The sequence below is a fragment of the Propioniciclava soli genome, assembly GCF_038502305.1.
Classification (GTDB): Bacteria; Actinomycetota; Actinomycetes; order Propionibacteriales; family Propionibacteriaceae; genus Propioniciclava; species Propioniciclava soli.
This window is the reverse complement of record NZ_CP115965.1, coordinates 993162-1018025: the sequence shown is the minus strand read 5'-3', so window position 1 is coordinate 1018025 and position 24864 is coordinate 993162. Positions and strand designations below refer to the sequence as shown.

The following is a 24864-nucleotide window of genomic DNA, read 5'->3' as shown; positions in this document are numbered from 1 at the left end:
GGGGAGGGGGCGATGCGCAGCCGCGGCGTCGTGGGAGTCTCGGTCATGAGGAACCAGCTTACTGGGGCGTGTGCTTCAATGGGTCACAGCCGGACGCCCAGGGAGGCACCGTGGACCGCGGCACGATCGGTGCCATCCGCATCACCCCGTTGGCCTTCGCCGACCCGCCCCTGCTGAACGCCGCGGGCGTCCACGAGCCCCACGTGCTGCGCGCGCTGGTCGAGATCGACGTGGCCGACGGCCGCGGCGGCACCGTGACGGGGCTCGGGGAGTGCGCCGGGCACGCCTGGCAGCTCGACTGGCTCACGTTGATCGCGCCGCGCCTGCTGGGCACGAGCGTCTTCGACGTCCACCGGCTGGCCGATCGGGTGGACGCGTGCCTCACCGGTGCGGACGTCGACACCGCCCCGGACGCCGCCTGGCGCCGCTGGTCGGACCGCAGCCCGGAGGCGTCCCTCGGCATCGCCCCGATCCCGGCGCCGGCGTTCGACCGGCGCCGCGTCCACGCCCCGCTGGAGGTCGCCTGCCACGACGCGGCCGGCCGGCTGCTGGGCGTCCGGGTGGTCGACCTGCTCGGCGGCGCACGACGGGAGTCCGTGGAGTACGCCGGCTATCTTTTCTACAAACTCGCCGGGCACCCGGACGCCGATGGTGCGGTCACCCCCGATGCGTGGGGGGAGGCCCTGGACGCCGAGGGCATCGTCGCCCAGGCCGAGGCGCTGGTGGCGGCCCACGGTTTCGCGTCGCTGAAGCTGAAGGGCGGCGTCTTCGCCCCGGAGGTCGAGGTGGCCACGATCCACGCCCTGCGGCGCCGCTTCCCGGCCATGCCGCTGCGGCTCGACCCGAACGCCGCCTGGTCGGTGCCCACGGCCGTCGCGGCCGCCGCCCAGCTGCTGGGCGTCGTGGAGTACCTGGAGGATCCGGTGGCCGGGCTGGAGCCGATGGCCGAGGTCGCCCGCGCCACCGGCATCCCGCTCGCCACCAACATGTGCGTGGTGCTGACCGAGCACCTGGCGCCCGCCCTGCGCCTCGGTTCGGTCTCGATCGTGCTGGGTGACCACCACTACTGGGGCGTCCTGCGGGGCACGCTCGCGCTGGACACCGCCTGCCACGCCCTCGGCTTCGGGTTGTCCATGCACTCCAACTCCCACCTCGGCGTGAGCCTCGCGGCGATGACGCACGTCTGCGCCGCCAGCCACGTCGACCACGCCGCCGACACCCACTACCCCTGGAACGCCGCGGACGACATCGTCGCGCCCGGCACGCTGGCCCTGGTCGACGGGGCCGTCCGCCTGCCCGACGGCCCTGGGCTCGGGGTCGAGCTCGATCGGGCCGTCGTCGAGCGCCTGCACCGGGCCTACCTCGACCTCGGTCGCGAACACCGGCAGGACGAACGCTACGCCGAGGCGCTCGGCGTCACGAGCGTGACGGGCCCCCTCCCCCGCTGGTGAGCCCTCCCCCGCTGGTGAGCCTGCCCCGGGCGGCGGAGCCCGCTCCCGTCAGCGTCCACCCCGGATGCCGAGCGGCCGAACGCAGAACCCCGCGCCGAGCCGGTCGAGGGGCTCCTCGCCCGCCGGGGCCACGGTGTGCGCGTGGGCCTCCGCGTCATCCAGCGGGTGATAGCCGATCGCCCGCCCCGGCTCCGGGTCGAGCGGGCTGCGCGTGTTGGCCGAGACGCCCCACACCACGGCGTGCCCGGGGCCGTCCCACGTCAGCGCCGCAGCCACCAGCCGTGCCGCATCGCCGGGTGAGAGCCACATCGCCAACGCCCGGACGTTCGCCGGCTGCGGCCCGTAGCTGGCGATGCGCGCCGACACCGCGCTGAGCCCGAATCGGTCGGCGTACACCGAGACCATCGCCTCCGCGGCGAGCTTGCCCACCCCGTAGAAACTGTCGGATGGCGCCGCGAGGGTGGGGGCGTCCGCCGGCTCGAAGCCGGAGGCGTGCACCGAGCTGGCGTGGAACAACCGGTGGACGCCGGCGTCCACCATCGCCTCCAGGACGGCGCGGGTGCCGAGCACGTTGACGTCGTGGATCACGTCCCAGGACCGCTCGCTGGGCACGCCGCCGAGATGGACGACGCCGTCCACGCCGGCGAAGGCCCGGCGCAGGGCCGAGCCGTCCCGCACGTCGGCGGCGACGAACCGCTCACCGGAGGCGAGCTCAGCCGGAGCGTCCACGTCGAGCAGCACGAGCTCCCAACCGCGGGCCAGCAGCAGCGGACGGATCCCGCTGGCCACCCGGCCGGCGGCACCGGTCAGCGCGACGTGCACCCGCGTCTCGCCTCAGCCGTTGCCGACCGACCGGGCCAGATCGACGAGCTGCTGGGCCGCGGTCTGGCGATCCACCTGGTCGTACATGTAGGTCTGCATGATGCGGGTGTACTCCGAGGAGTAGTTGCCGACGCCGGCCGGGGTCACCTGCGGCGGGGTGATGACCTCCTCCTGCATGGCCCGGGCGAACTGCAGTGAGGTCTGCCCGTTGGCGTCGAGCAGGGGCTCCACCTCGTCCTGGATGGCGGGGATCGCCGAGACGCCCCGTTCCACGAGCAGGACGCGTGCAGCGTCGGTGTCGGTGAGCAGGAAGTCGACGAGGGTGGCGGCCTCCTCCGGGTGGTCGGACCGCGCCGCGATGGACCAGTACATGGAGGCCTTGTTCGCCATGTGCGGCTCACCGGCCTCCAGCGCCGGCAGGCGCAGCAGTCGCATCTCGGTGCCGGCCGCGTTGGCGAACGCCTGCATCTGGGTGTGGAACAGCAGGTGGAACGCGGCCTGGCCGGTGCCGAACATGCTGCTGTCCAGCGGGATCGCGAAGTCCTCGTTCTGCACCGTGGCGCTGGGCACGGCCCCGTCGGCCTCCAACCGGTCGACGTGATCGAGGTAGAGCAGGGCGGTCTCGACCGAGACGGGGGTCTCGCCCTCCCGGGGGAACACCTCCTCGCCGCGCTGCCGTGCGAAGTAGCCGAGCTCGACCGCGGCCAGGCCCAGCCGGTCGAACCCGTAGGTGCCCTCCGGGGAGTTCTGCGTGACCTGGGCGCTGATCTCGCGCAGGTCGTCCCACGTCCACGTGGTGTCGTCAGGCATCTCGACACCTGCCGCCGCGAGCACGTCGGGGTTGACGGCCACGGAATAGATGCCGACGCCGACCGGCGCACCGGCCAGCACGCCGTCGACCATGCCGGTCTCGAGCACGTTGGCGTCCATCGCGGAGAGGTCGAGGTTGGCTGACTGGCTCGCCAGGTCGAGCAGCACGCCCCGGTTGCCGTAGGTCGCGATCTGGGACTCGTCCATGGCGATGACGTCGGGGAGGTCACCGCCGGCGGCCTGGGTGGCCAGACGATCCCAGTAGCCGCTCCACTCGCCGGGCTCCAGCTCGACGCGGATGTCGGGGTGCTGCTCGTGGAACAGCGCGATGACCTCCTCGGTCATCCGGTTGCGCAGATCGTTGCCCCACCAGGCCATGCGCAGGGTGACCGGGCCGCCCTCGGCGTCCGCACCCCCGGGTCCGGCGCAAGCGCCCAGGGCGAGACAGGCGGTGATGACGGCTGCGGCGAAACGACGGTGCATGGCGGGCCTCTCGACGGTGGGGGGATCGTGCCACGGTGCAGCATCCAGCCTAGACCTGCCGCGACGCGGACTCACAGGGGCGGCGGCCACGGTGACCAAGTCGTGACCCGCTCGACCCAGTCAAGGCGCGTGACCTGCGCGACCTGACGACTTCGCGACCTGCGAGACCTAGGCCAAGCGACGGTACCGGGCGCGTAGGTGCGCGACGGGATCCTCCGCGCTGCCGGCGTCCGCACTCCCCGCCTCGCCGGCACCGCTGTCGGCGATGTCGACGTGGTTGATCTCGGCCACGATCTCCTCGGCCCAGCCGAGCGGGCGCCGCTGCCTGACCGTTGCGCCCAGCCACGAACGGGACGCCGCCGGCCTCGGCCCCCACGCCGTGTCCCTGAACTCGGCGAGGCGGAAGGGCCCTCCCGGCGCGGGCGCCACGGCACCGAAGGCGTCCGCCAGCGCTCGATCCGCCGGGGTGAGGATCGTCACGGTGAAATGATCCCCCAGCGCCAGCGCGAACTCCGAGGCCGGGTCGACGAACCCCACCACGAGGGCGGGTTCACCCAGCACCACCACCACGGAGCTGACGGTCAGCCCCGCGCGGAGCGCCCCGGCACCGGTGAGGAACAGCGTCACCGGCGACACCAGCCGGCCGCGGAAGCGGCGTGCCGCATCGCGCTGCTCCGGGGGCGGGGCGAAGGGATGTTCGGCGTGGATGCTCACGCCCCGGAGCCTAGCGGTGCTCCTGTCGAGCCCGTTCGCCCCCGTGCGGGAACGGCGAACGGCACCGGCCCGAAGAGGGCCGGTGCCGCTGGGTCAGCACGCGGACGACCGGTGGCGCGGCCGCAAGGTCAGGCGCGGGTCGCCCCGCCGGTGTCGCCGGTGCGGGTGGCGGTGGTCCCGCCGGTGAGCGCGGTGGCCCCGGACGCCAGGCTCTTGGCCAAGGACATCAGCGCCCAGCCCAGCACCAGCAGCGTCAGGCCGACACCGATGGCGAACAGGCAGACGCCGTAGGACAGCACGGAGGTGAACAGCGACGCCCGCAGGAACGACGCGTTCATCACCGAGGTGCGCTGGGCGGTCAGCTCGTCGGCCAGCTCGGTGTCACCGGCGGCACGCGCCTCACGCGCCAGGGTGCCCAGCTCGGCGTAGGTGCGGCCCTCGGAGCCCTCCATGGCGTGGTGGTTGATGATGTCGGCCTGCGCCAGCGCCGACAGCGGGTCGGCCACGGTCGCCCCCTGCATGAAGGCGGCGTCGTCGGGCACCGTGATGCGCTCGGCGGCCAGCTGGGAGGTGACAACGCCCCAGACGACAGCGCCGGTGAGCGCGAACAAGATGCCCATGATGGTCGACACGATGCCCGCGGTCTTCAACGGCTTGAGATTCATGGGTTCTTCGCTTCGTAGTGGCTCCCCACGGAGCCTCCGGACATTTCAAGATTTTACTACTACGCGGCGTAGGGGGCAACAATCTCCGGTTACCCCGCCGGGTGACAGCCAAGGCCGCCACCTGGCGGGAGCACCACACCCCGAGGTTGCCGGTGACCGACGAAAAGACCGCACTCGATTCTCGTCCGGCACCACCGTGAGCGTGAAGCCCGGAATGAGTGCGCACTCACTGTCGCCTTTTCGTCGCGCCCGCCTCGCCCCGGCGCGAAGACCCAGAGCCCCACGTGGCGCAGCGTGGCCCCACCCGGCGCAGCGGAGCTCACCTGGAGGCCCGTGCAAGCCCCGCCACGTGACGGACACTGCGCCAGGTGTCGGGCACTGCGCCACGTGACGGGCACTGCGCCACGTGTGACCTGTCGGTGCGCCGCCTGCCCTTTCGGTGCGATCAGAGGCCCGCGTCGCCTGCGCGAACTGGGTGCAGAACGCGGAGGGCGTCCGGCACCGGCACGCCAACGGGCCCGCACCCCTGAAGGGAGTGCGGGCCCGTGGTGGCCTGGTGTCACCAGATCCGTGGACGTCGCGCCGGCGAACCGACGCGTCGGATCACTTGAGGATCTTGGTCACGTTGCCGGCGCCGACCGTGCGGCCACCCTCGCGGATGGCGAACTTCAGCGCCTCTTCCATGGCGATCGGCTTGTTGAGGTGAACCGTCATGCCGGTGTTGTCACCGGGCATGACCATCTCGGTGCCCTCGGGCAGCTGCACCACGCCGGTCACGTCCGTCGTGCGGAAGTAGAACTGCGGGGAGTAGTTGCTGAAGAACGGCTTGTGACGGCCGCCCTCCTCCTTGGTGAGGACGTAGACGTTGGCCTCGAAGTCGGTGTGCGGCGTGACCGAACCCGGCTTGCAGATGACCATGCCGCGCTCGACGTCGTCCTTCTTCGTGCCGCGGAGCAGCAGACCGACGTTCTCGCCCGCACGACCCTCGTCGAGGATCTTGCGGAACATCTCGACACCGGTGATGGTGCTCTGCTGCTTGGCCTCACGGATGCCGATGATGTCGACCGTCTCGCCGGTGCGGACGATGCCGCGCTCGATACGGCCGGTGACGACCGTGCCACGACCGGTGATGGTGAAGACGTCCTCGACAGGCATGAGGAAGGGCTTCTCGGTGTCGCGCTCCGGCTGCGGGATGTACTCGTCCACCGCGTTCATGAGCTCGAGGATCGAGTCGGCCCACTTCTCGTCGCCGTTCATCGCGGGGAAGGCAGCGACGCGGACGATCGGCAGGTTGTCGCCGTCGAACTCCTGGGCGCTGAGCAGCTCGCGCATCTCCATCTCGACGAGCTCGATGAGCTCCTCGTCGTCGACCATGTCGCACTTGTTGAGCGCGACGACGATCGCGGGGACGCCGACCTGGCGGGCCAGCAGGATGTGCTCGCGCGTCTGCGCCATGGGGCCGTCGGTGGCGGCGACCACGAGGATCGCACCGTCCATCTGCGCGGCACCGGTGATCATGTTCTTGACGTAGTCAGCGTGACCCGGGCAGTCGACGTGCGCGTAGTGGCGCTCTTCCGTCTGGTACTCGACGTGCGCGATCGAGATCGTGATGCCGCGCTGACGCTCCTCGGGGGCCTTGTCGATCTGGTCGAAGGCCGAGACGGCGTTCAGCTCGGGGTACTTGTCGTGGAGCACCTTCGTAATCGCCGCCGTGAGCGTGGTCTTGCCGTGGTCGACGTGCCCGATGGTGCCGATGTTGCAGTGCGGCTTGGTCCGCTCAAACTTGGCCTTTGCCACTGGGGCTCCTCTTTCCTGTGCCGCCACACGCGGTTCGTGCGGCGCCTAGTTCTTGGTCTTGCTGGGATGGTTCCCGTTGCTCGGGTCGGTCCGCCACAAGGCGGACCCTCCCAAGTTTCGTGCAGCGCTGCGGGAGAGTCAAACTCGCCTCGGCGAGCCCCCTCCCCCGCGGCGCGGGTGGCCGGGTCGGCAGCGATTCAGTCGCTGCTGCCGCCGCGGCCCTTCTCGATGATCTCCTCGGCGACCGACTTCGGGCACTCGCCGTAGGCGTGGAACTCCATGGAGTAGGACGCCTGCCCCGACGTCTTGGAACGCAGGTCGCCGACGTAGCCGAACATCTCCGACAGCGGAACGTGCGCGCGCACGACCTGGTTGCCGTGCACCTCCTCCATGCCCTGGACGGAGCCACGGCGGGAGTTGATGTCGCCGATCACGGTGCCGAGGTAGTCCTCCGGCGTCGTGACCTCGACGGCCATGAGCGGCTCGAGGAGGGCCGGATCGGCCTTGCGGGCGGCCTCCTTGAACACCATGGAACCGGCGATCTTGAACGCGAGCTCGCTGGAGTCGACGTCGTGGTAGGCGCCGTCGAGCAGCGTCACCTTGATGTCCTCCACCGGGTAGCCGGCCAGCGGGCCGAAGGCCATGGCCTCCTGGATGCCCTGGTCGACCGCCGGAATGTACTCGCGCGGGATGCGACCACCGGTCACCCCGTTGACGAACTCGTAGCCCGCGCCGGCCTCCTGCGGCTCCAGCGCGATGATGACCTTGCCGTACTGGCCGGAACCACCCGACTGCTTCTTGTGGGTGTACTCGACCTTGTCCACGGCCCGTCGCAGGGTCTCGCGGTAGGCGACCTGCGGCTTGCCGATGTTCGCCTCGACCTTGAACTCGCGCTTCATGCGGTCGATCAGCACCTCGAGGTGCAGCTCGCCCATGCCGGCGATGATCGTCTGGCCGGTCTCCTCGTCGGTGTGGACGCGGAAGGTCGGGTCCTCCTCGGCGAGCCGCTGGATGGCGGTCGACAGCTTCTCCTGGTCCGACTTCGTCTTCGGCTCGATGGCCTGCTCGATGACGGGGTTCGGGAAGTCCATCGACTCCAGGATGATCGGGTGCTGCGGATCGCACAGCGTCTCACCGGTCGTCGTGTCCTTCAGGCCCATGACGGCGCAGATCATGCCAGCGCCGATCTCGTCGATCTCCTCACGCTTGTTGGCGTGCATCTGGTAGATCTTGCCGATCCGCTCCTTCTTGCCCTTGGTGGCGTTCATGACCTGCTGGCCCGCCTTGAGGACGCCGGAGTAGATGCGGACGTACGTGAGTCGGCCCAGGTGGGGGTCGGCCGCGATCTTGAACGCCAGGATGCTCAGCGGCTCGTCGTTGCTCGGCTTGCGGTGCAGCTCGACGGACTCGTCGCCGGGCTTGAACCCGTCGATGGCCGGCACGTCCAGCGGGGACGGCAGGTAGTCAATGACGGCGTCGAGCATCGGCTGGACGCCCTTGTTCTTGAACGACGTGCCGCACACGACGGCGGTCACGGCGTTGCTGAGCACGCACCGACGGATGGCGGCCTTGATCGACTCGACGGTCAGCTCGTCGCCGGAGTCCTCCGCGAGCAGCCACTCCTCGGCGAACTCGTCGTCGTTGTCGGCGAGCACCTGGATGAGTTCCTCGCGGGCCTCGGCGGCGGCGTCCACCAGGTCGGCCGGGATCTCCTCGACGGTGTAGTCCTCACCGATCGCGGTCTCGCCACGCCACATCAGGGCGCGCTGGCCGACGAGGTCGACGACGCCCTGGAAGTTGGCCTCGGCGCCCACGGGGAGCTGCAGGACGGCGACGGTGGCATTGAGGCGCTCCTTGATCGTCTTGACGACGTAGTCGAAGGACGCGCCCGTGCGGTCGAGCTTGTTCACGTAGCAGATGCGCGGCACGCCGTAGCGGGTGGCCTGGCGCCACACCGTCTGGCTCTGCGGCTCCACACCCGCCACGCCGTCGAACACCGCGACGGCGCCGTCGAGGACGCGGAGCGAGCGCTCCACCTCGACGGTGAAGTCGACGTGCCCGGGGGTGTCGATGATGTTGATCTGGTGGTCATGCCAAAAGCACGTCGTCGCGGCGGACGTGATCGTGATGCCGCGCTCCTGCTCCTGCTCCATCCAGTCCATCGTGGCGCCACCCTCGTGGACCTCACCGATCTTGTAGTTGATGCCGGTGTAGAACAGGATGCGCTCGGTCGTGGTGGTCTTGCCCGCGTCGATGTGGGCCATGATGCCGATGTTGCGGACCTTGGCGAGGTTGGTCGTGATGTCGATGGCCACGGATGTGGTTCCCCTCTTGTTTCGAAAAGCTGGTCGGCCGACAGGTGAAACGCCGGTCGTTCGACTCGGGCAGCAGCGTTGCTCCCCCTCGCCGGGGCGAGGGAGAGCAACGGGTCAGATCACCAGCGGTAGTGGGCGAAGGCGCGGTTGGCCTCGGCCATCTTGTGGGTGTCCTCGCGCTTCTTGACGCTCGCGCCGAGGCCGTTGCTGGCGTCGAGGAGCTCGTTCATGAGGCGCTCGGTCATGGTCTTCTCACGACGCTGCCGGGAGAAGCCGACCAGCCAGCGCATGGCAAGCGTGGTGGCACGGCCGGGCTTGACCTCGACGGGCACCTGGTAGGTGGCGCCACCGACGCGACGGCTCTTGACCTCCACCGCGGGGCGGATGTTGTCGAGCGCCTTCTTGAGCGTCTGGACGGGGTCGACGCCGGACTTCGTGCGGGTGCCCTCGAGGGCGCCGTACACGATGTTCTGGGCGGTGGTCTTCTTGCCGTCGAGCAGGATCTTGCTCACGAGCTGGGAGACCAGCGGCGAGCCGTAGACCGGGTCGACGACGATCGGCCGCTTGGGGGCCGGACCCTTGCGAGGCATTACTTCTCCTTCTTCGCGCCGTAGCGGCTGCGAGCCTGCTTGCGGTTCTTCACACCCTGGGTGTCGAGCGAGCCGCGGATGATCTTGTAGCGCACGCCCGGCAGGTCCTTCACACGGCCGCCGCGCACGAGCACCATCGAGTGCTCCTGCAGGTTGTGGCCGACACCGGGGATGTACGCGGTGACCTCGATGCCCGAGCTGAGACGGACGCGCGCCACCTTGCGGAGCGCCGAGTTCGGCTTCTTGGGCGTGGTGGTGTACACACGCGTGCACACGCCACGGCGCTGCGGGGAGCCCTTCAGGGCAGGCGTCTTGTTCTTGCTGACCTTGTCAGTGCGGCCCTTGCGGACCAACTGCTGGATGGTGGGCACCGGCTGGTAATCCTTTTCGTTCGCGTTCCTGGGCACTGGCGTGTGCCCGGGGTGACATCTGCTTCCCCGGCGGCGACCCGCTCGGGAGTCGAGCGCGCCGGATCGCTGTGGATCGTGCGGCGTGCGCAGCGACCCACGGGGGGTGGCACGCACAGCCTGGGTGGTCCGGACAACCGAACACAACGAATCCAGACTAGTGGTTAGCCCCATCCGAACCCAAATCGGACGGCGGGGCATGACTAGCCGAGGACATCACCATCCTAGCCGATACCTTCACCTGCCGGCCGCGTCCGCCCACCTCCGCATCCTCCTGCGGTGCGGACACCCTCACCGCGGTGTGCGCGGCGCGAGCAGGAACGTGGAGAAGAACCAGACGAGGAAACCGAGTCCCATCATCGACAGCCCCACCCCCCGGTAGACCGCCTCGATGCCCCCCGGGCACGCGGCCGGAGCTTCGTCATCGACGCAGGTGCGCCACGGCTGGAAGAAGAAGACCACCAGGACGACAGCGCCCACCGCGACGAGCACAGCAGCGAGCATCCACGCGGCGTTGCGCGCACCCCGCCCCCTCACCGTGCGTTCCATGTCTCGAGCCACCTTTCAGGTTCCTCTGGTCCACCGGCAACCGCCCGTGGAAGCTGCACGCGCACCGTGGCACCCGCGAGGGCAGCGTGTCAATCACTGTGCTCGACCTCGGGGCACTCGTGGACGCCGGGGACGACAACGGGGCCCCGCACGTTCGTGCGGGGCCCCGTGGTGGACGGATCAGCCGAGATCGAGATCGAAGTCGTCCAAAGATCCCGAACCGCTGCTCGCCATGTCGTAGTCGTACGGGTCGTAGCTCAGGTCGTACGCCGCGGCGCGCGCCTCCGCCGTGGGCTCCACCCGGATGTTGCGGTACCGATCGAGACCGGTACCGGCCGGGATGAGCTTGCCCAGGATGACGTTCTCCTTGAGACCCACCAAGCTGTCCGACCGCGCGTGGATCGCCGCGTCCGTGAGCACCTTCGTCGTCTCCTGGAAGGACGCCGCCGAGAGCCAGCTCTCGGTGGCGAGCGACGCCTTGGTGATGCCCATGAGCACCGGACGACCCTGGGCGGGCTGGCGGCCCTCGGTGACGGCCTGACGGTTCGCGGCCTCGAAGAAGCTGCGATCGACCAGGTCGCCGGGCAGGATCGTCGTCTCCCCCGACTCGATGACCGTCACGCGGCGGAGCATCTGCCGGATGATGATCTCGATGTGCTTGTCGTGGATCGGCGCGCCCTGCGTGCGGTACACCGCCTGCACCTCGTCCACCAGGTACTCCTGCACCCGGCGCAGGCCGTTGACGCGCAGGATGTCCTGGGGATCCCTGATGCCCGCGGTGAGCTGCTGGCCGGCCTCCACGTGCACGCCGTCGGCGATCACGTGACGCTCCCCCGCTGCGTCCTCCCACTCGAGGCGGACGCGGCGCGGCAGCGGGTACTCCAGGTCCGGCTCGCCATCGTCGCGGACGACGACCAGCTTGCGGGAGCGGTCCGCTTCCTCGATCTGGACGCGGCCCGCCGCCTCGGCGATGGGGGCCTTGCCCTTGGGCGTCCGGGCCTCGAAGAGCTCCTGCACACGGGGCAGACCCTGCGTGATGTCGTCACCGGCCACACCACCGGTGTGGAAGGTGCGCATCGTCAGCTGGGTGCCGGGCTCGCCGATGGACTGCGCCGCGACGATGCCCACGGCCTCGCCGACGTCGACGATCTTGCCGGTGGCCAGCGAGCGTCCGTAGCACTGGGCGCAGGTGCCGAGCGCCGACTCGCAGGTCAGCACCGAGCGCACCTTGACCTCGGTCACGCCGGCCTCGACGAGCCGGGCGATCTCGACGTCGCCGAGATCGACGCCGGCGGCCACGAGCACCTCACCGTCGGGGCCGACGATGTCGGACGCCAGCGTGCGGGCGTAGACGGCGGTCTCGACGTCCCCGGCGGTGACCGGGCGGCCGTCGCGACCCTCCTCGACGATGGCCTTGGTCAGGCCACGCTCGGTGCCGCAGTCCTCCTCGCGGATGATGACGTCCTGGCTGACGTCGACCAGGCGACGCGTCAGGTACCCGGAGTCAGCGGTGCGCAGCGCCGTGTCGGCCTGGCCCTTGCGGCCACCGTGGGTGGAGATGAAGTACTCCAGCACGGACAGACCCTCGCGGAAGTTCGACTTGATCGGTCGCGCGATGATCTCGCCCTTCGGGTTGGCCACCAGGCCTCGCATGGCGGCGATCTGACGCATCTGCGTCATGTTCCCTCGGGCGCCCGACTCGACCATCATGAAGATGGGGTTGTCGGTCGTGAAGTTCGCCTCCATGGCCGCGGTCAGCTCGTTGGTGGCGTCGGTCCACAGCTGGACGAGCTCCTGCTGGCGCTCCTCCTCCGTGACCTTGCCGCGCTCGAACTGGCGGGTGATCTTCGTGGCCTTCGCGTCGTAGGTCGCGAGGATCTCGGGCTTGCTCGGCGGCGTCTGCACGTCGGCGATCGAGACGGTGACACCCGAGCGGGTGGCCCACTTGAAGCCGATGTCCTTCAGCCGGTCGAGGGTGCGACCGACGTCGACCTTCTGGTAGCGCTCGGCCAGGTCGTTCACGATGTGACCGAGCTGCTTCTTGCCCACCGACCCGTTGACGTAGGGGTAGTCGGCCGGCAGGGCCTCGTTGAACAGGGCGCGGCCCAGCGTGGTCTCGAGCAGGAAGGAGCCATCGGCGCGAGCCTCGACCCCCTCCGGCGGCACGGCGTCCCGCACGCGCAGGGTGATGCGCGCGTTGATCGCCAGGTCACCGGCGTCGAACGCCATGTGCGCCTCGTCCTTGCTGATGAAGGAACGCCCCTCGCCCTGCTGGCCCTCACGCAGGGTCGTGAGGAAGTAGTGACCGATGATCATGTCCTGCGTGGGCAGGGTCACGGGCCGGCCGTCGGCGGGCTTGAGGATGTTGTTCGTGCTCAGCATCAGCACGCGGGCCTCGGCCTGCGCCTCCGCGCTCAGCGGCAGGTGCACGGCCATCTGGTCGCCGTCGAAGTCGGCGTTGAAGGCGGTGCAGACGAGCGGGTGCAGCTGGATCGCCTTGCCCTCGATGAGCTGCGGCTCGAACGCCTGGATGCCCAAGCGGTGCAGCGTGGGCGCGCGGTTGAGCAGCACGGGGTGCTCGGAGATGACCTCTTCGAGGACGTCCCACACCACCGGACGCTGGCGCTCGACCATACGCTTCGCGCTCTTGATGTTCTGCGCCAGGTTGAGGTCGTCGAGCCGCTTCATCACGAAGGGCTTGAACAGCTCCAGGGCCATGTTCTTGGGCAGCCCGCACTGGTGCAGCTTGAGCTGCGGGCCGACCACGATGACCGAACGGCCCGAGTAGTCGACGCGCTTGCCGAGCAGGTTCTGCCGGAACCGGCCCTGCTTGCCCTTCAGCATGTCGGAGATCGACTTCAGCGGCCGGTTGCCCGGGCCGGTGACCGGACGCCCACGGCGTCCGTTGTCGAACAGCGAGTCCACGGCCTCCTGGAGCATCCGCTTCTCGTTGTTGACGATGATCTCGGGTGCGCCGAGGTCGAGCAGCCGCTTGAGGCGGTTGTTGCGGTTGATGACGCGGCGGTACAGGTCGTTCAGGTCGGAGGTCGCGAAGCGGCCACCGTCGAGCTGCACCATGGGGCGCAGGTCCGGCGGGATGACGGGGACGGCGTCCAGCACCATGCCGATGGGGCTGTTGGTGGTGCTGAGGAACGCCGAGACGACCTTGAGGCGCTTGAGCGCGCGGGTCTTGCGCTGGCCCTTGCCGGTCTGGATGATCGTGCGCAGGTTCTCGGACTCGGCCTCGAGGTCGAAGTCGGCGAGGCGACGCTTGATCGCCTCGGCACCCATGAAGCCCTCGAAGTACTTGCCGAAGCGGCTCTTCATCTCGCGGTAGAGGATCTCGTCACCCTCGAGGTCCTGGACCTTCAGGGTGCGGAACCGCTGCCAGACGGCATCGAGCCGGTCGAGATCGCGCTGGGCGCGGTCGCGGATCGCCTTGACGTCGCGCTCGCCACCGTCGCGGACGCGCTTCTTGGCGTCCGCCTTGGCGCCTTCGGCCTCCAGGGCCGCGAGGTCCTCCTCGATCTTCTGCATGCGCGTCTCGATGTCGGCGTCACGCCGGGACGCGAGCTGCTTGCGCTCGACCTCGACCTTGGCCTCAAGGCTGGACAGGTCGCGGTGGCGGGCGTCCTCGTCCACCGAGGTGATCATGTAGGCGGCGAAGTAGATGACCTTCTCGAGGTCCTTCGGCGCGATGTCGAGGAGGTAGCCCAGCCGGCTGGGCACACCCTTGAAGTACCAGATGTGCGTGACGGGGGCGGCCAGCTCGATGTGCCCCATGCGCTCGCGGCGCACGTTGCTGCGGGTCACCTCGACGCCGCAGCGCTCGCAGATGATGCCCTTGAAGCGGACGCGCTTGTACTTGCCGCAGTAGCACTCCCAGTCCCGGGTCGGGCCGAAGATCTTCTCGCAGAACAGGCCGTCACGCTCGGGCTTGAGCGTGCGGTAGTTGATCGTCTCGGGCTTCTTGACTTCGCCGTGGCTCCACTCGCGGATCTGGTCCGCGGTGGCGAGCCCGATGCGCAATTCGTCGTAGAAGTTGACGTCCAGCACGTTTCTTCTCTTTCTTCCCTGTCAGGGGAACTGTTCAGGCCAGTGGCCGCTGGCCCGGACGGTGCAGGAGCGAAGCTCCTGCAGGAGGTGAGAGCCCGAAGGGCTTCCACCGGGGGGGCGGGGGCGAAGCCCCTGCGGGGGGTTCCCGGGGGGCGAAGCCCCCCGGGTGAGGGGGTGCCCGGGGGGGCGGAGCCCCCCGGGTGTGGTCAGACCTCTTCGATGTCGGCGAAGGAGTCGGATCCGGGGCGACGCGACAGGTCGATCCCGAACTCCTCGGCGCGGTGGAAGTCGTCCTCGGAGTCCCGCAGCTCGACGACGGTGCCGTCGGAGGACAGCACCTCGACGTTCAGGCAGAGCGACTTCATCTCCTTGACGAGCACCTTGAACGACTCGGGGATGCCGGGCTCGGGGATGTTCTCGCCCTTCACGATCGCCTCGTAGACCTTCACGCGGCCGGGGACGTCGTCGGACTTGATGGTCAGCAACTCCTGCAGGGCCCAGGCGGCGCCGTACGCCTCCATGGCCCACACCTCCATCTCGCCGAACCGCTGGCCGCCGAACTGGGCCTTGCCGCCCAGGGGCTGCTGCGTGATCATCGAGTAGGGGCCGGTGGAGCGCGCGTGGATCTTGTCGTCCACCAGGTGGTGCAGCTTCAGCATGTAGATGTAGCCGACGCCGACGCGCTCGGGGTAGGGCTCGCCGGAGCGACCGTCGAACAGCTGCGCCTTGCCCCCACCGTCGACGAGGCGGAGCCCGTCACGCTGCGGCAGACCGTGCTCGAGGAGGCCACCGATCTCGGACTCGTTCGCGCCGTCGAACACCGGGGTCGCGAGGCGGGCGTTGCCCTCCACGTGCTCGAGCCCGACGTCCTTCAGGCGCTCGGCCCAGGGGGCGTCCACGTCGGCGATGTCCCAGCCGCTGTGAGCGATCCAGCCGAGGTGCGTCTCCAGCACCTGGCCGACGTTCATGCGGCTCGGCACGCCCAGCGGGTTGAGGACGATGTCGACCGGCGTCCCGTCCTCGAGGAACGGCATGTCCTCAACGGGCAGGATCTTGGAGATGACGCCCTTGTTGCCGTGGCGTCCGGCCAGCTTGTCGCCGTCGGAGATCTTGCGCTTCTGCGCCACGTAGACGCGCACCAGCTGGTTCACGCCGGGGGGCAGCTCGTCGCCCTCCTCGCGGTCGAAGACGCGCACGCCGATGACCGTGCCGGTCTCACCGTGCGGCACCTTCATCGAGGTGTCGCGCACCTCGCGCGCCTTCTCGCCGAAGATGGCGCGCAGCAGGCGCTCCTCCGGGGTGAGCTCGGTCTCGCCCTTGGGCGTGACCTTGCCGACCAGGATGTCGCCGGTGCCGACCTCGGCGCCGATGCGGACGATGCCGCGATCGTCGAGATCAGCGAGCATGTCGTCGCCGACGTTCGGGATGTCGCGCGTGATCTCCTCGGGGCCCAGCTTCGTGTCCCGGGCATCGATCTCGTGCTCCTCGATGTGGATCGAGGTGAGCACGTCGTCCTGCACGAGCCGCTGGCTGAGGATGATCGCGTCCTCGTAGTTGTGACCCTCCCACGGCATGAACGCGACCAGCAGGTTGCGGCCGAGCGCCATCTCACCGTTGTCGGTGCACGCACCGTCGGCCAGGGGCTGGCCGACCTCGACGCGCTGACCGTCGGCCACCAGCGGGCGCTGGTTGATGCACGTCGTGGCGTTGGAGCGAACGAACTTCGCGAGCCGGTAGGTCGTCTGCGTCCCGTCGTCGTTCATCACGTCGATGAGATCGCCGGACACCGACGTCACGACGCCCGCCTTGGCGGCGACCGTCACCTCGCCGGCGTCGATCGCCCCGCGGTACTCCATGCCGGTGCCCACGAAGGGGGCCTCGTTGCGGATCAGCGGGACGGCCTGGCGCTGCATGTTGGCGCCCATCAGGGCGCGCGAGGCGTCGTCATGCTCGAGGAACGGGATCAGGGCGGTCGCGACCGACACCATCTGGCGCGGCGACACGTCCATGTACTGCACCTCGTCATGCGTCACCTCGTCGGCGTCGCCGTGGCGCAGCCGGACGAGCACGCGATCCTCGGCGAAGCTGCCGTCGTCGTTCAGGCGGGCGTTCGCCTGGGCCACGACGTAGCGGTCCTCCTCGTCGGCGGTCAGGTAGTCGATCTGGTCGGTGACGACCCCGTCGACCACCTTGCGGTACGGCGTCTCGATGAAGCCGAACGCGTTGACGCGCGCGAAGGACGCCAGTGAACCGATGAGGCCGATGTTCGGGCCCTCGGGGGTCTCGATCGGGCACATGCGGCCGTAGTGGCTGGGGTGGACGTCGCGCACCTCCATGCCGGCGCGGTCACGGGACAGACCACCCGGGCCCAGCGCGGAGAGACGCCGCTTGTGCGTCAGACCGGCCAGGGGGTTGTTCTGGTCCATGAACTGCGACAGCTGCGAGGTGCCGAAGAACTCCTTCAGCGCCGCGACGACCGGGCGGATGTTGATCAGGGTCTGCGGCGTGATCGCCTCGATGTCCTGCGTCGTCATCCGGTCACGGACGGTGCGCTCGAGACGCCCCAGGCCGATGCGGAGCTGGTTTTGGATCAGCTCGCCCACGGTGCGCAGGCGGCGGTTGCCGAAGTGGTCGATGTCGTCGGTCTCGATCGGCACGTCGGCCAGCTCGGTGCGGCCCTCGTGGAGCGCGACGACGTAGCGGATCGCCGAGACGACGTCCTCCATCGTCAGCACCTGGGTGTCGAACGGCTGCTCCAGCCCGAGCTTCTTGTTGATCTTGTAGCGACCCACCTTGGCGAGGTCGTACCGCTTCGGGTTGAAGTAGTAGTTCTGCAGCATCGCGGACGCCGCCTCGCGCGTCGGCGGTTCGCCCGGGCGCAGCTTGCGGTAGATGTCGAGCAGGGCCTCGTCGGTCGTCGTCGTGGTGTCCTTCTCGAGCGTGAGCCGCATCGACTCGTACTCGCCGAACTCCTCCAGGATCTGCTCGTTGGTCCAGCCCAGGGCCTTGAGCAGCACCGTGACGTTCTGCTTGCGCTTGCGGTCGAGGCGGACGCCGACCATGTCGCGCTTGTCCACCTCGAGCTCGAGCCAGGCGCCGCGGCTGGGGATGATCTTGCAGGTGAAGACATCCTTGTCCGACGTCTTGTCGGGGGTCTGCTCGAAGTAGACGCCCGGGCTGCGCACGAGCTGACTGACGACGACGCGCTCGGTGCCGTTGATGACGAACGTGCCCTTGTCGGTCATGAGCGGGAAGTCGCCCATGAACACGGTCTGGCTCTTGATCTCGCCCGTGTCGTTGTTCATGAACTCGGCGGTGACGAAGAGCGGGGCGGCGTAGGTGACGTCGCGGTCCTTGCACTCCTCGACGGTGTACTTGGGATCCTCGAACCGGTGGTCGCGGAAGCTCAGCGACATCGTCTCGGACAGGTCCTCGATCGGCGAGATCTCCTCGAAGATCTCCTCCAGGCCCGACTTGGTGTTGATGTCGGTACGGCCCTCCGCGAGCGCCGCATCGACGTTCGCCCGCCAGGCCTGGCTACCGATCAGCCACTCGAAGGACTCGAGCTGCAGGTCGAGGAGGTTCGGGACCTCCAGCGGCTCGTGGATCTTCGCGAACGAGATTCGCCCGCTGGGGGAAATGACATTGGTGTTCTTCGACGCAGTGCGCGACGCGGCCAAGATAGGTCCTTCCACAGAGTCCCGGCAAGCCGGTTCCTTGCATGCGAAACGGCCCGCGTCAAGTTGCCACGGGTCGTCAAATGGGGCAAAACACCATGGTAGCCGTAGCTGATGCGCCACGCAAACCCGGACGCGCCTACGCTGCCGGCCGGAAGAACGCTGTCGACGCGCACGATGCTAGCGCCTCTGCGGCGTTCCGCAACACGCCCCGCGGCGCGTCCACCCGACCACCCGGGTGGACGCCGCCCCTCACCCGGCGGGGGCCAGCGTGGTGAGCAGGCGGTGCCAGCGGTTGGCCGGCAAATCGGGCCGCAGGAGAGCGAGGCCGACGGCGTACTTGGAGATGCGCGCCGGGCGGTGCCCGAGGCGCCACAGAGCGTGGTCGAGGGTCGACGGGGTGCTGCCCGACTTGGTCTCCACGATGACGCGGCCGGCGAAGTGGCGTCGGGCCTCCCCGCCGGGGAGCTCCCAGACGAGGCCCGAGTCGAGCGTCACGCGGGAACCGCTGCCCGGCAGATGGATCGTCGTCCGCTCGTAGGTGGTGACCAGGGTGGGGTGCAGCGCGGCCGCGTCCACCGCGATGCCGGCGCCGGCGAGGCGGCTCTGCACGAAGGGTGTCCCCTCCCCCGCGAGCGGGTCGACCGTGGGCAGCGCGATGCGCTCCTTGACGGTCGAGGCGGCCCGGCGGGTCTTCACCTCGAGGAAGGACTCCCCCGTGGCGTAGGACCGTGTCCGCACCTTCCAGCGTCGCCGCCGGGCGTGGGCGGACGCGCGGTAGGCGTCCAGGCCGGCGGTGTCGAGGTAGGTGGACCGGTACGCGAAGGCGCGGGCGTGGTCGATCTCCAGCACGCGGGCGTCCGGCGGGAGGCACGCCCACAGGGCCGGAAGGTCGGCCTCGGCGAGCACATACTTGCGGTCCACGCGGGTGAGGAGGGCGGCCGAGGCGTTGAGTTCGGCGAGACCGATGGCGGGCAGGTCGTCGGCGCTGCGGCGTCCGCCCCCGGCCCAGCCCCGACGTTCGCCGCCGACAGGCACGGTGGTCGGCCAGACGGCGGTCATCGGGTCGCCTCCTCGAGGCCCTCGGCCCGACCGGCCTCGATGCCCACCGCGGGAGCGGCGGCGCGGAAGCGGACGTCCACGGTCGTGGTGTCGTTCACGAAGTCGAGGCGGATGGTCTGGGCGCTGAGCACCCGTGCCCCCAAGCGCTGCTCCAGGGCGGCGACGAGGCCCGTCCTGTCCGCAATCGCGCGGTCGAGCACCAGCACCTGGCGCGACCATCCGCGGAGGACGGCCGGGTGGTCGGTGAGGAACAACGTCGCCACGATGAGCGCCATCAGGACGGCCGAGATGACCAGGTCGGTGCCCAGGCCTCCGATGAGGCCGAGGGCGAGGGCTGCGAAGTAGTACGCGATCTCGTGTTGGGCCAGCTCGTCGGAGCGCAGGCGGATGATGGACAGGACGCCGAACAGTCCGAGCCCCACGCCCGCACCGACCGACGTCGTCAGCAGGATCGAGCTGACCGCGAGCACTCCCAGGTTGACACCGATGTAGGAGACCAGCAGGTCCCGGCGGTGGTGGCGTGGAAAGTAGACACCGACCGCGAGCACGAGGATCGCGATGATGTCGAGGGCGAGGTGGAGGGCGATGGCGGTGGTCACGAGGGGCTCCTGACGAGTCATGTTCGGTTGATGTCTTCCATTACGGACCCCGTTCCTGTGCCCTCTCTGTGAGCGGCGGTTGTCGGGTCTGTGAGCCCCGTCCACACCAGACGGCCGCCCTCTCGACCCCTCACCGAGCACCCTCATGACCCGCACAGGGACCCCACAGATCCGGGCGCTGCACTGGTGTCCATGAGCGACATCGACACCCGGACGCCAGCGTCCGCGACCAGCACCGCCACGCCGGGCCCGTCCGGCCGCCTCTCCCGCCGATCGCTGTTCGGGCTCGGTGGCCTGTTCACGCTCGGCGCGGGCGCCACGTGGGCGCTGGACCGTTTCGTGATCGAGCACGCGGAGGTGACGTCGGCGTCCACCGCGTGGAGCAGCAACGACACGTCCGCCGCCGTCACCGACGAGACGGGCACGGTGAGTGGGCTGAGCTACGCCGGGGGCAACGCCACCGTCAGCATCACCCAGCACAGTTCCGGGAGTGGCAGCGACACGATCACCTGGTTCGTCGCGGACATCCTGCTCTCCGACGCGACGGCAGTGCGCACCGCCTTCGCGGAAGACACGTACGGCGAGAACATCATCGAGAATCCGTCCGTCATCGCGGCCGACAACGGTGCCGTGTTCGCCGTGAACGGCGACTACTACGGGTTCCGGGACACGGGCATCGTGATCCGCAACGGCGTGGCCTTCCGGGACGCTGGCGCCCGCACGGGGCTGGCGCTGTACGGCGACGGCACGCTCGTCCCCTACGACGAGACGGCGACGAACGCCGACGCGCTGGTCGCCGACGGCGTCTGGCAGACGTGGTCGTTCGGCCCGTCCCTGCTCGACCAGGGTGTCGTGATCGACGGCATCGACGAGGTCGAGGTCGACACCAACTTCGGCAACCACTCCATCCAGGGCAACCAGCCCCGCACGGGCATCGGCATGGTCGAGGCGAACCACCTCGTCGCCGTCGTCGTCGACGGCCGCTCGTCGGGATACAGCCGCGGGATGACCATGACCGAGTTCGCGGCCCTCTTCGCCGACCTGGGGGCGACGGTGGCCTACAACCTCGACGGCGGCGGCAGCTCCACGATGGTGTTCGACGACGCTGTGGTCAACGACCCCCTCGGCAAGGGCCAGGAGCGGGGCACGTCCGACATCATCTACGTGGCGGGCTGAGCGGTGATCGTGCTCATCCCAGCCTACGAGCCCGATCTGCGGCTGGTGCACCTCGTCCGCGACCTGCGTTCCGCGCTCCCCCACGCCCGCGTGCTGGTCATGGACGACGGTTCCGGCCCCGGTTACGACGGGGTGTTCCAGGTGGCGGCGGACGCCGGCGCGCACGTCGAGCGCGCGGCGACGAACAGGGGCAAGGGGGTGACCCTCAAGCGCGGCTTCGCCTGGGCGGCGGAACATGCCCCCGGTGAGACGGTCGTCTGCGCGGACTGCGACGGTCAGCACACCCCGTCCGACATCGCGGCGGTGGCGTCCCTCGTGCGGCCCGGTACCCGGTCCATGGTGCTGGGTGAACGCTCGTTCACCGCCGCGTCCGGCCCGCCGGTTCCCCTGAGGAGCCGGCTCGGCAACACCGTCACGCGCTGGCTGTTCCGCGCCGTGACCGGCACGCGGGTGAACGACACCCAGACCGGGCTGCGCGCCTACCCCGCCGAGGTGCTCGGGTGGCTCCAGTCGGTGCCGGGCGATCGGTTCGAGTACGAGTTCAACCTGCTCCTGCGCGCCCGTGGGGCCGGGGTGGAGATCCACCAGACCTCCATCCAGACGATCTACCTGGACGCCAACGAGTCGTCCCACTTCCGTCCGGTCGTCGATTCGTTGCGAATCTACGCCCCCCTGCTTCGCTTCGCGGCGTCGTCCCTGGCCGGGTACGCCCTTGATGTGGTCGCCCTGCTCCTCCTGAGCCGGCTGGGTGCGCCACTGGTGGCGGCCATCCTCGGCGCCCGGGTCGTCAGCGCCGCGGCCAACTTCGCGATCAACCGCGATCTGGTGTTCGGTCACGCGGGCCCGGCCACGCGGGCGGCAGGCCGCTACGCCGTGCTCGCCGCAGCGCTGCTGGGTGCCAACGCCTGCCTGATGACGCTGCTCGTCACGGAGTGGGGCGTCTCGCTGCTGGTGGCCAAGGTCGTCGTCGAAGCGCTGTTGTTCACCGTGAGCTACGCCGCGCAGCAGCGCCTGGTGTTCACCGGCCCGGCCTCCGCGTCCTTGCCCGCCCGCGTGGACGCCTGACCCCGGCCCCCACCGGGGGCGCGTCACCGGGCGAGCGCCCGGGAACAAACGACGAGGGCCCGCGGGAAATTCCCGCGGGCCCTCGCTGGTGTCGATCGAGGATCGACGCCGGTGTCACTTGATGGTGACGGAGGCGCCGGCAGCCTCGAGCTGCTCCTTGGCCTTGGCGGCCGCGTCGCGCGCGACCTTCTCCAGAACCGGCTTGGGGGCGGCCTCCACGAGGTCCTTGGCCTCCTTGAGACCGAGGGACGTGAGGGCGCGCACCTCCTTGATGACCTGGATCTTCTTGTCGCCAGCGGACTCCAGGATGACGTCGACCTCGGAGGAGACCTCCTCCTCGGCACCCGCATCCCCACCGGCGCCACCGGCGGCCGGAGCGGCCGCACCGGCCACGGCGACCGGGGCGGCGGCGGTGACGCCGAAGGCGTCCTCGAACAGCTTGACGAACTCGGAGAGCTCGATCAGGGTCATCTCCTTGAAGGCGTCAAGGAGCTCGTCGTTGGTGAGCTTCGCCATGTTGGGCGTTCCTTTCTTACTCCGCGACCGGGGCCGCGTCGTCCTGTGCCTCGGCAGCGGGCGCTGCGTCGGGTGCCGAGGCGTCCTCGGCGGTGTCGGGCACCTGGTCGGCATCGGGAGTGGCGGCCTCGCCGGCACCACCGATCAGGGAGGGGTTCTCCCCCGCCGCCTGCTCGAGCGCACCCAGGACGCGAGCGGCCTGGGAGAGCGGAGCAGCGATGAGGTAGACAGCCTTGCTGAGGTTCGCCTGCATGGCACCCGCGAGCTTCGCGAGCAGAACCTCGCGCGACTCCAGGTTGGCCAGCTTCTTGACCTCATCGGCGCCGAGGACACGACCGTCCATGACGCCACCCTTGATGACCAGATGCGGGTTGTCCTTCGCGAAATCGCGCAGACCCTTCGCCACCGTGGCAACGTCACCGGTGATGAAAGCGATCGCCGTGGGGCCGGTGAGGTACTCCTCGAGGCCCTCGATGCCCGCGTCACGGGCAGCGATCTGGGTCAGAGTGTTCTTCGCGATGGCGTAAGTGGCATCGTTCGCGAACGAGCGCCGCAGTTCCTGCAGCCCCGCGACGGTGATGCCACGGTATTCGGTCAGAACGGCCGCGTTCGCCGAGGTGAAGGACTCCTTCAACTCCTCGACGGCTGCTGCCTTGTCCGGCCTCGCCATGGGTCTCCTTCCCACTACTTCTGGTGTTGAGCCTCCGACATGAAAAAACCCGTGGTGCGCGAGGCAACCACGGGACGTGCTGGCATGCAGCTGACGTGTCGTGCTCACCTGCGCGGGATTTGCATCGAGCCCTCTCGGACGCGACCACCAGCGGTCTTCGGCTTCAACGACCAGCTTAGGCCACAGCCGGCCCGCGGCTCAAATCACCCCGGCATCAGGACACCGTTCCGCGTCACGGCCCCGTTCGGCATCACAGACACCGTTGCGCACCGTCGGCGGCACCTCGACACCCATGAACTCTGTCCTCACCCCAGCACCCCCGACGCCCAACTGACCTTTGGATCTCACCTGGCGCACCCCCGGCGCCGGCGCTCCACGCGGCGTACCTCGCGCTCAACGTGGCGCAGCCCAACCCCAGGTGGCGCAGCCCAACCCCACGTCGCGCACCTCCGACGCTCGACCGGGCGCACGGGGGCTCAACGTGGCGCACCTCGGCTCACGTGGCGCAGCCCAACCCCACGTGGCGCACCGCAGCTCACGTGGCGGGGCGTGGAAGGGCCGCCGCGTGAGTTGCGGAGCGCCAGGTGGCGAGAAGGTGCGCCAAGTGACCCCACGGTCCGCCGAGTAGTAAGGGAGCACCCACGCCGCTGCTCCGGGGTGTCCTGGGCGCGTCGCGAGAGACGGGCCGAACCGGACATCTTCGTCCGCAGCCTCGCCACCACCGTTGTCCTCCCACCCAGGCAGACGCGATCGGCCAGCCAGAAGGCAACCCGTTGTCAAACACGCTTGAGAACGAGGCCATAGCGACGATCGAAAGTGCGCCCAGCACGGCCAGTACAGGCCTGCCGGTTGCTGCGGCCTGGACTCCCATGCGGGCCAATCGGCATGACCAGCACACCGCACCTCCCCGGAGGAGCACGCGCCATCCAAGCGCCCCCGCGTAGGGCACGCGTAGCTCCAGGGCTGCGTCAGCGTTTGGCTCCCCCGCCGGTTACCTGCTCGCGCGGATTCCCAAGCGCACCGTCCATGGCGCGCAGTATCCCCCCGCCGCCCCGGCCCCTGGCACAAGATGTCGCGGGGACGCCGGCACCCATCCCCGACACCAACAAATGCCCCAAAGCCTCCCGTGACTTACCTTCGATGCAGCCGTGCGGTCAGACCCCCGGGCCGCGCGCTCCCCCCGGCAGGTTTGACGCTGGAGCGCAAGCTGGCCGTCCTAACTCCGACGGGTGTGTGAGCGCAAAAAAGAAGGGAGGGGAACGGGCAAACTGTCACCTGTGGTGACCGTTCCCCCGTTCCCCCCCTGTAAAGAGGTTGTTCGGCGGTGTCCTACTCTCCCACACCCTCACGAGTGCAGTACCATCGGCGCTGAAAGGCTTAGCTTCCGGGTTCGGAATGGGACCGGGCGTTTCCCTTTCGCCATGACCACCGAAACAATCT

At 69.4% G+C, this 24864-nt stretch carries 18 protein-coding genes and 1 rRNA gene; 3 read left to right on the top strand and 16 right to left on the bottom strand.

The features are described from left to right. Positions 1–110: 110 nt before the first annotated feature. On the top strand, positions 111–1451 hold the full coding sequence (locus tag PCC79_RS04585; protein ID WP_342373141.1) for an enolase C-terminal domain-like protein: 1341 nt from the start codon (positions 111–113) through the stop codon (positions 1449–1451). 48 nt (positions 1452–1499) lie between these two features. Here PCC79_RS04585 and PCC79_RS04580 read toward each other — a convergent pair whose 3' ends face one another. From PCC79_RS04580 to PCC79_RS04520, 13 genes are all read right to left on the bottom strand, one after another. Next, a complete protein-coding gene (locus tag PCC79_RS04580) occupies positions 1500–2273 on the bottom strand; it encodes an NAD-dependent epimerase/dehydratase family protein (protein ID WP_232549014.1) in 774 nt (257 codons plus the stop codon). Between the two features lie 12 nt (positions 2274–2285). Further along, on the bottom strand, positions 2286–3566 hold the full coding sequence (locus PCC79_RS04575; RefSeq protein WP_342373140.1) for an ABC transporter substrate-binding protein: 1281 nt from the start codon (positions 3564–3566) through the stop codon (positions 2286–2288). A 168-nt stretch (positions 3567–3734) separates the two neighbouring features. Further along, positions 3735–4280: a flavin reductase gene (locus tag PCC79_RS04570; protein ID WP_232549016.1), complete on the bottom strand. Its 546-nt coding sequence runs from the start codon at positions 4278–4280 to the stop codon at positions 3735–3737. 128 nt (positions 4281–4408) lie between these two features. After that, the gene (locus tag PCC79_RS04565; protein ID WP_232549017.1) at positions 4409–4945 is read right to left on the bottom strand and encodes a hypothetical protein; all 537 of its coding nucleotides are present in this window, start codon (positions 4943–4945) and stop codon (positions 4409–4411) included. Between the two features lie 603 nt (positions 4946–5548). Continuing rightward, a complete protein-coding gene (tuf, locus tag PCC79_RS04560) occupies positions 5549–6742 on the bottom strand; it encodes an elongation factor Tu (protein WP_232549018.1) in 1194 nt (397 codons plus the stop codon). 197 nt (positions 6743–6939) lie between these two features. Continuing rightward, positions 6940–9057 (bottom strand): elongation factor G, encoded by a 2118-nt coding sequence (gene fusA, locus PCC79_RS04555; protein ID WP_332836184.1) that lies wholly within the window; start codon positions 9055–9057, stop codon positions 6940–6942. A 119-nt stretch (positions 9058–9176) separates the two neighbouring features. Further along, positions 9177–9647, bottom strand: coding sequence for a 30S ribosomal protein S7 (rpsG, locus tag PCC79_RS04550; protein ID WP_232549019.1), 471 nt, complete (start codon positions 9645–9647; stop codon positions 9177–9179). After that, positions 9647–10018: a 30S ribosomal protein S12 gene (gene rpsL / locus PCC79_RS04545; protein ID WP_040157907.1), complete on the bottom strand. Its 372-nt coding sequence runs from the start codon at positions 10016–10018 to the stop codon at positions 9647–9649. The genes rpsG and rpsL overlap by 1 nt, the downstream gene beginning before the upstream one ends. 327 nt (positions 10019–10345) lie before the next feature. After that, a complete protein-coding gene (locus tag PCC79_RS04540; protein ID WP_232549020.1) occupies positions 10346–10603 on the bottom strand; it encodes a hypothetical protein in 258 nt (85 codons plus the stop codon). Positions 10604–10783: 180 nt separating this feature from the next. Further along, entirely contained in the window at positions 10784–14659 is a 3876-nt protein-coding gene (locus tag PCC79_RS04535) for a DNA-directed RNA polymerase subunit beta' (protein WP_232549021.1), read from the bottom strand. 206 nt (positions 14660–14865) lie between these two features. Beyond that, positions 14866–18339 carry a DNA-directed RNA polymerase subunit beta gene (gene rpoB, locus PCC79_RS04530; protein ID WP_232549022.1) on the bottom strand — a complete coding sequence of 1158 codons (3474 nt, stop codon included), beginning with the start codon at positions 18337–18339 and terminating at the stop codon, positions 14866–14868. Between the two features lie 249 nt (positions 18340–18588). Then, positions 18589–19398, bottom strand: coding sequence for a polyphosphate polymerase domain-containing protein (locus PCC79_RS04525; RefSeq protein WP_342373139.1), 810 nt, complete (start codon positions 19396–19398; stop codon positions 18589–18591). Next, entirely contained in the window at positions 19395–19997 is a 603-nt protein-coding gene (locus PCC79_RS04520) for a DUF4956 domain-containing protein (protein WP_232549024.1), read from the bottom strand. Before PCC79_RS04520 ends, PCC79_RS04525 begins: the two co-directional genes overlap by 4 nt. A 192-nt stretch (positions 19998–20189) precedes the next feature. Between PCC79_RS04520 and PCC79_RS04515 the strand changes: the two genes are divergently transcribed. Both PCC79_RS04515 and PCC79_RS04510 read left to right on the top strand, forming a co-directional pair. Beyond that, positions 20190–21173 (top strand): phosphodiester glycosidase family protein, encoded by a 984-nt coding sequence (locus tag PCC79_RS04515; RefSeq protein WP_342373138.1) that lies wholly within the window; start codon positions 20190–20192, stop codon positions 21171–21173. A 9-nt stretch (positions 21174–21182) separates the two neighbouring features. Next, on the top strand, positions 21183–22238 hold the full coding sequence (locus PCC79_RS04510; RefSeq protein ID WP_342373137.1) for a GtrA family protein: 1056 nt from the start codon (positions 21183–21185) through the stop codon (positions 22236–22238). Between the two features lie 114 nt (positions 22239–22352). Here the strand turns inward: PCC79_RS04510 and rplL are convergent, their stop codons facing one another. From rplL to rrf, 3 genes are all read right to left on the bottom strand, one after another. Further along, positions 22353–22754 (bottom strand): 50S ribosomal protein L7/L12, encoded by a 402-nt coding sequence (gene rplL / locus PCC79_RS04505; protein ID WP_342373136.1) that lies wholly within the window; start codon positions 22752–22754, stop codon positions 22353–22355. Between the two features lie 16 nt (positions 22755–22770). Next, positions 22771–23424, bottom strand: a complete 654-nt coding sequence (rplJ, locus tag PCC79_RS04500; RefSeq protein ID WP_232549028.1) for a 50S ribosomal protein L10 — start codon at positions 23422–23424, stop codon at positions 22771–22773. A 1316-nt stretch (positions 23425–24740) separates the two neighbouring features. Continuing rightward, positions 24741–24857: ribosomal RNA gene (gene rrf / locus PCC79_RS04495) — 5S ribosomal RNA — on the bottom strand. Between the last annotated feature and the right edge of the window lie 7 nt (positions 24858–24864).

Excerpts from the sequence above, each read along its gene's own strand:
- PCC79_RS04575 (WP_342373140.1), bottom strand. The coding sequence starts at position 3,566 with ATGCACCGTCGTTTCGCCGCAGCCGTCATCACCGCCTGTCTCGCCCTG.
- PCC79_RS04565 (WP_232549017.1), bottom strand. The coding sequence starts at position 4,945 with ATGAATCTCAAGCCGTTGAAGACCGCGGGCATCGTGTCGACCATCATG.
- rpsG (WP_232549019.1), bottom strand. The coding sequence starts at position 9,647 with ATGCCTCGCAAGGGTCCGGCCCCCAAGCGGCCGATCGTCGTCGACCCG.
- PCC79_RS04540 (WP_232549020.1), bottom strand. The coding sequence starts at position 10,603 with ATGGAACGCACGGTGAGGGGGCGGGGTGCGCGCAACGCCGCGTGGATG.
- PCC79_RS04525 (WP_342373139.1), bottom strand. The coding sequence starts at position 19,398 with ATGACCGCCGTCTGGCCGACCACCGTGCCTGTCGGCGGCGAACGTCGG.
- PCC79_RS04515 (WP_342373138.1), top strand. The coding sequence starts at position 20,190 with ATGAGCGACATCGACACCCGGACGCCAGCGTCCGCGACCAGCACCGCC.
- rplL (WP_342373136.1), bottom strand. The coding sequence starts at position 22,754 with ATGGCGAAGCTCACCAACGACGAGCTCCTTGACGCCTTCAAGGAGATG.
- rplJ (WP_232549028.1), bottom strand. The coding sequence starts at position 23,424 with ATGGCGAGGCCGGACAAGGCAGCAGCCGTCGAGGAGTTGAAGGAGTCC.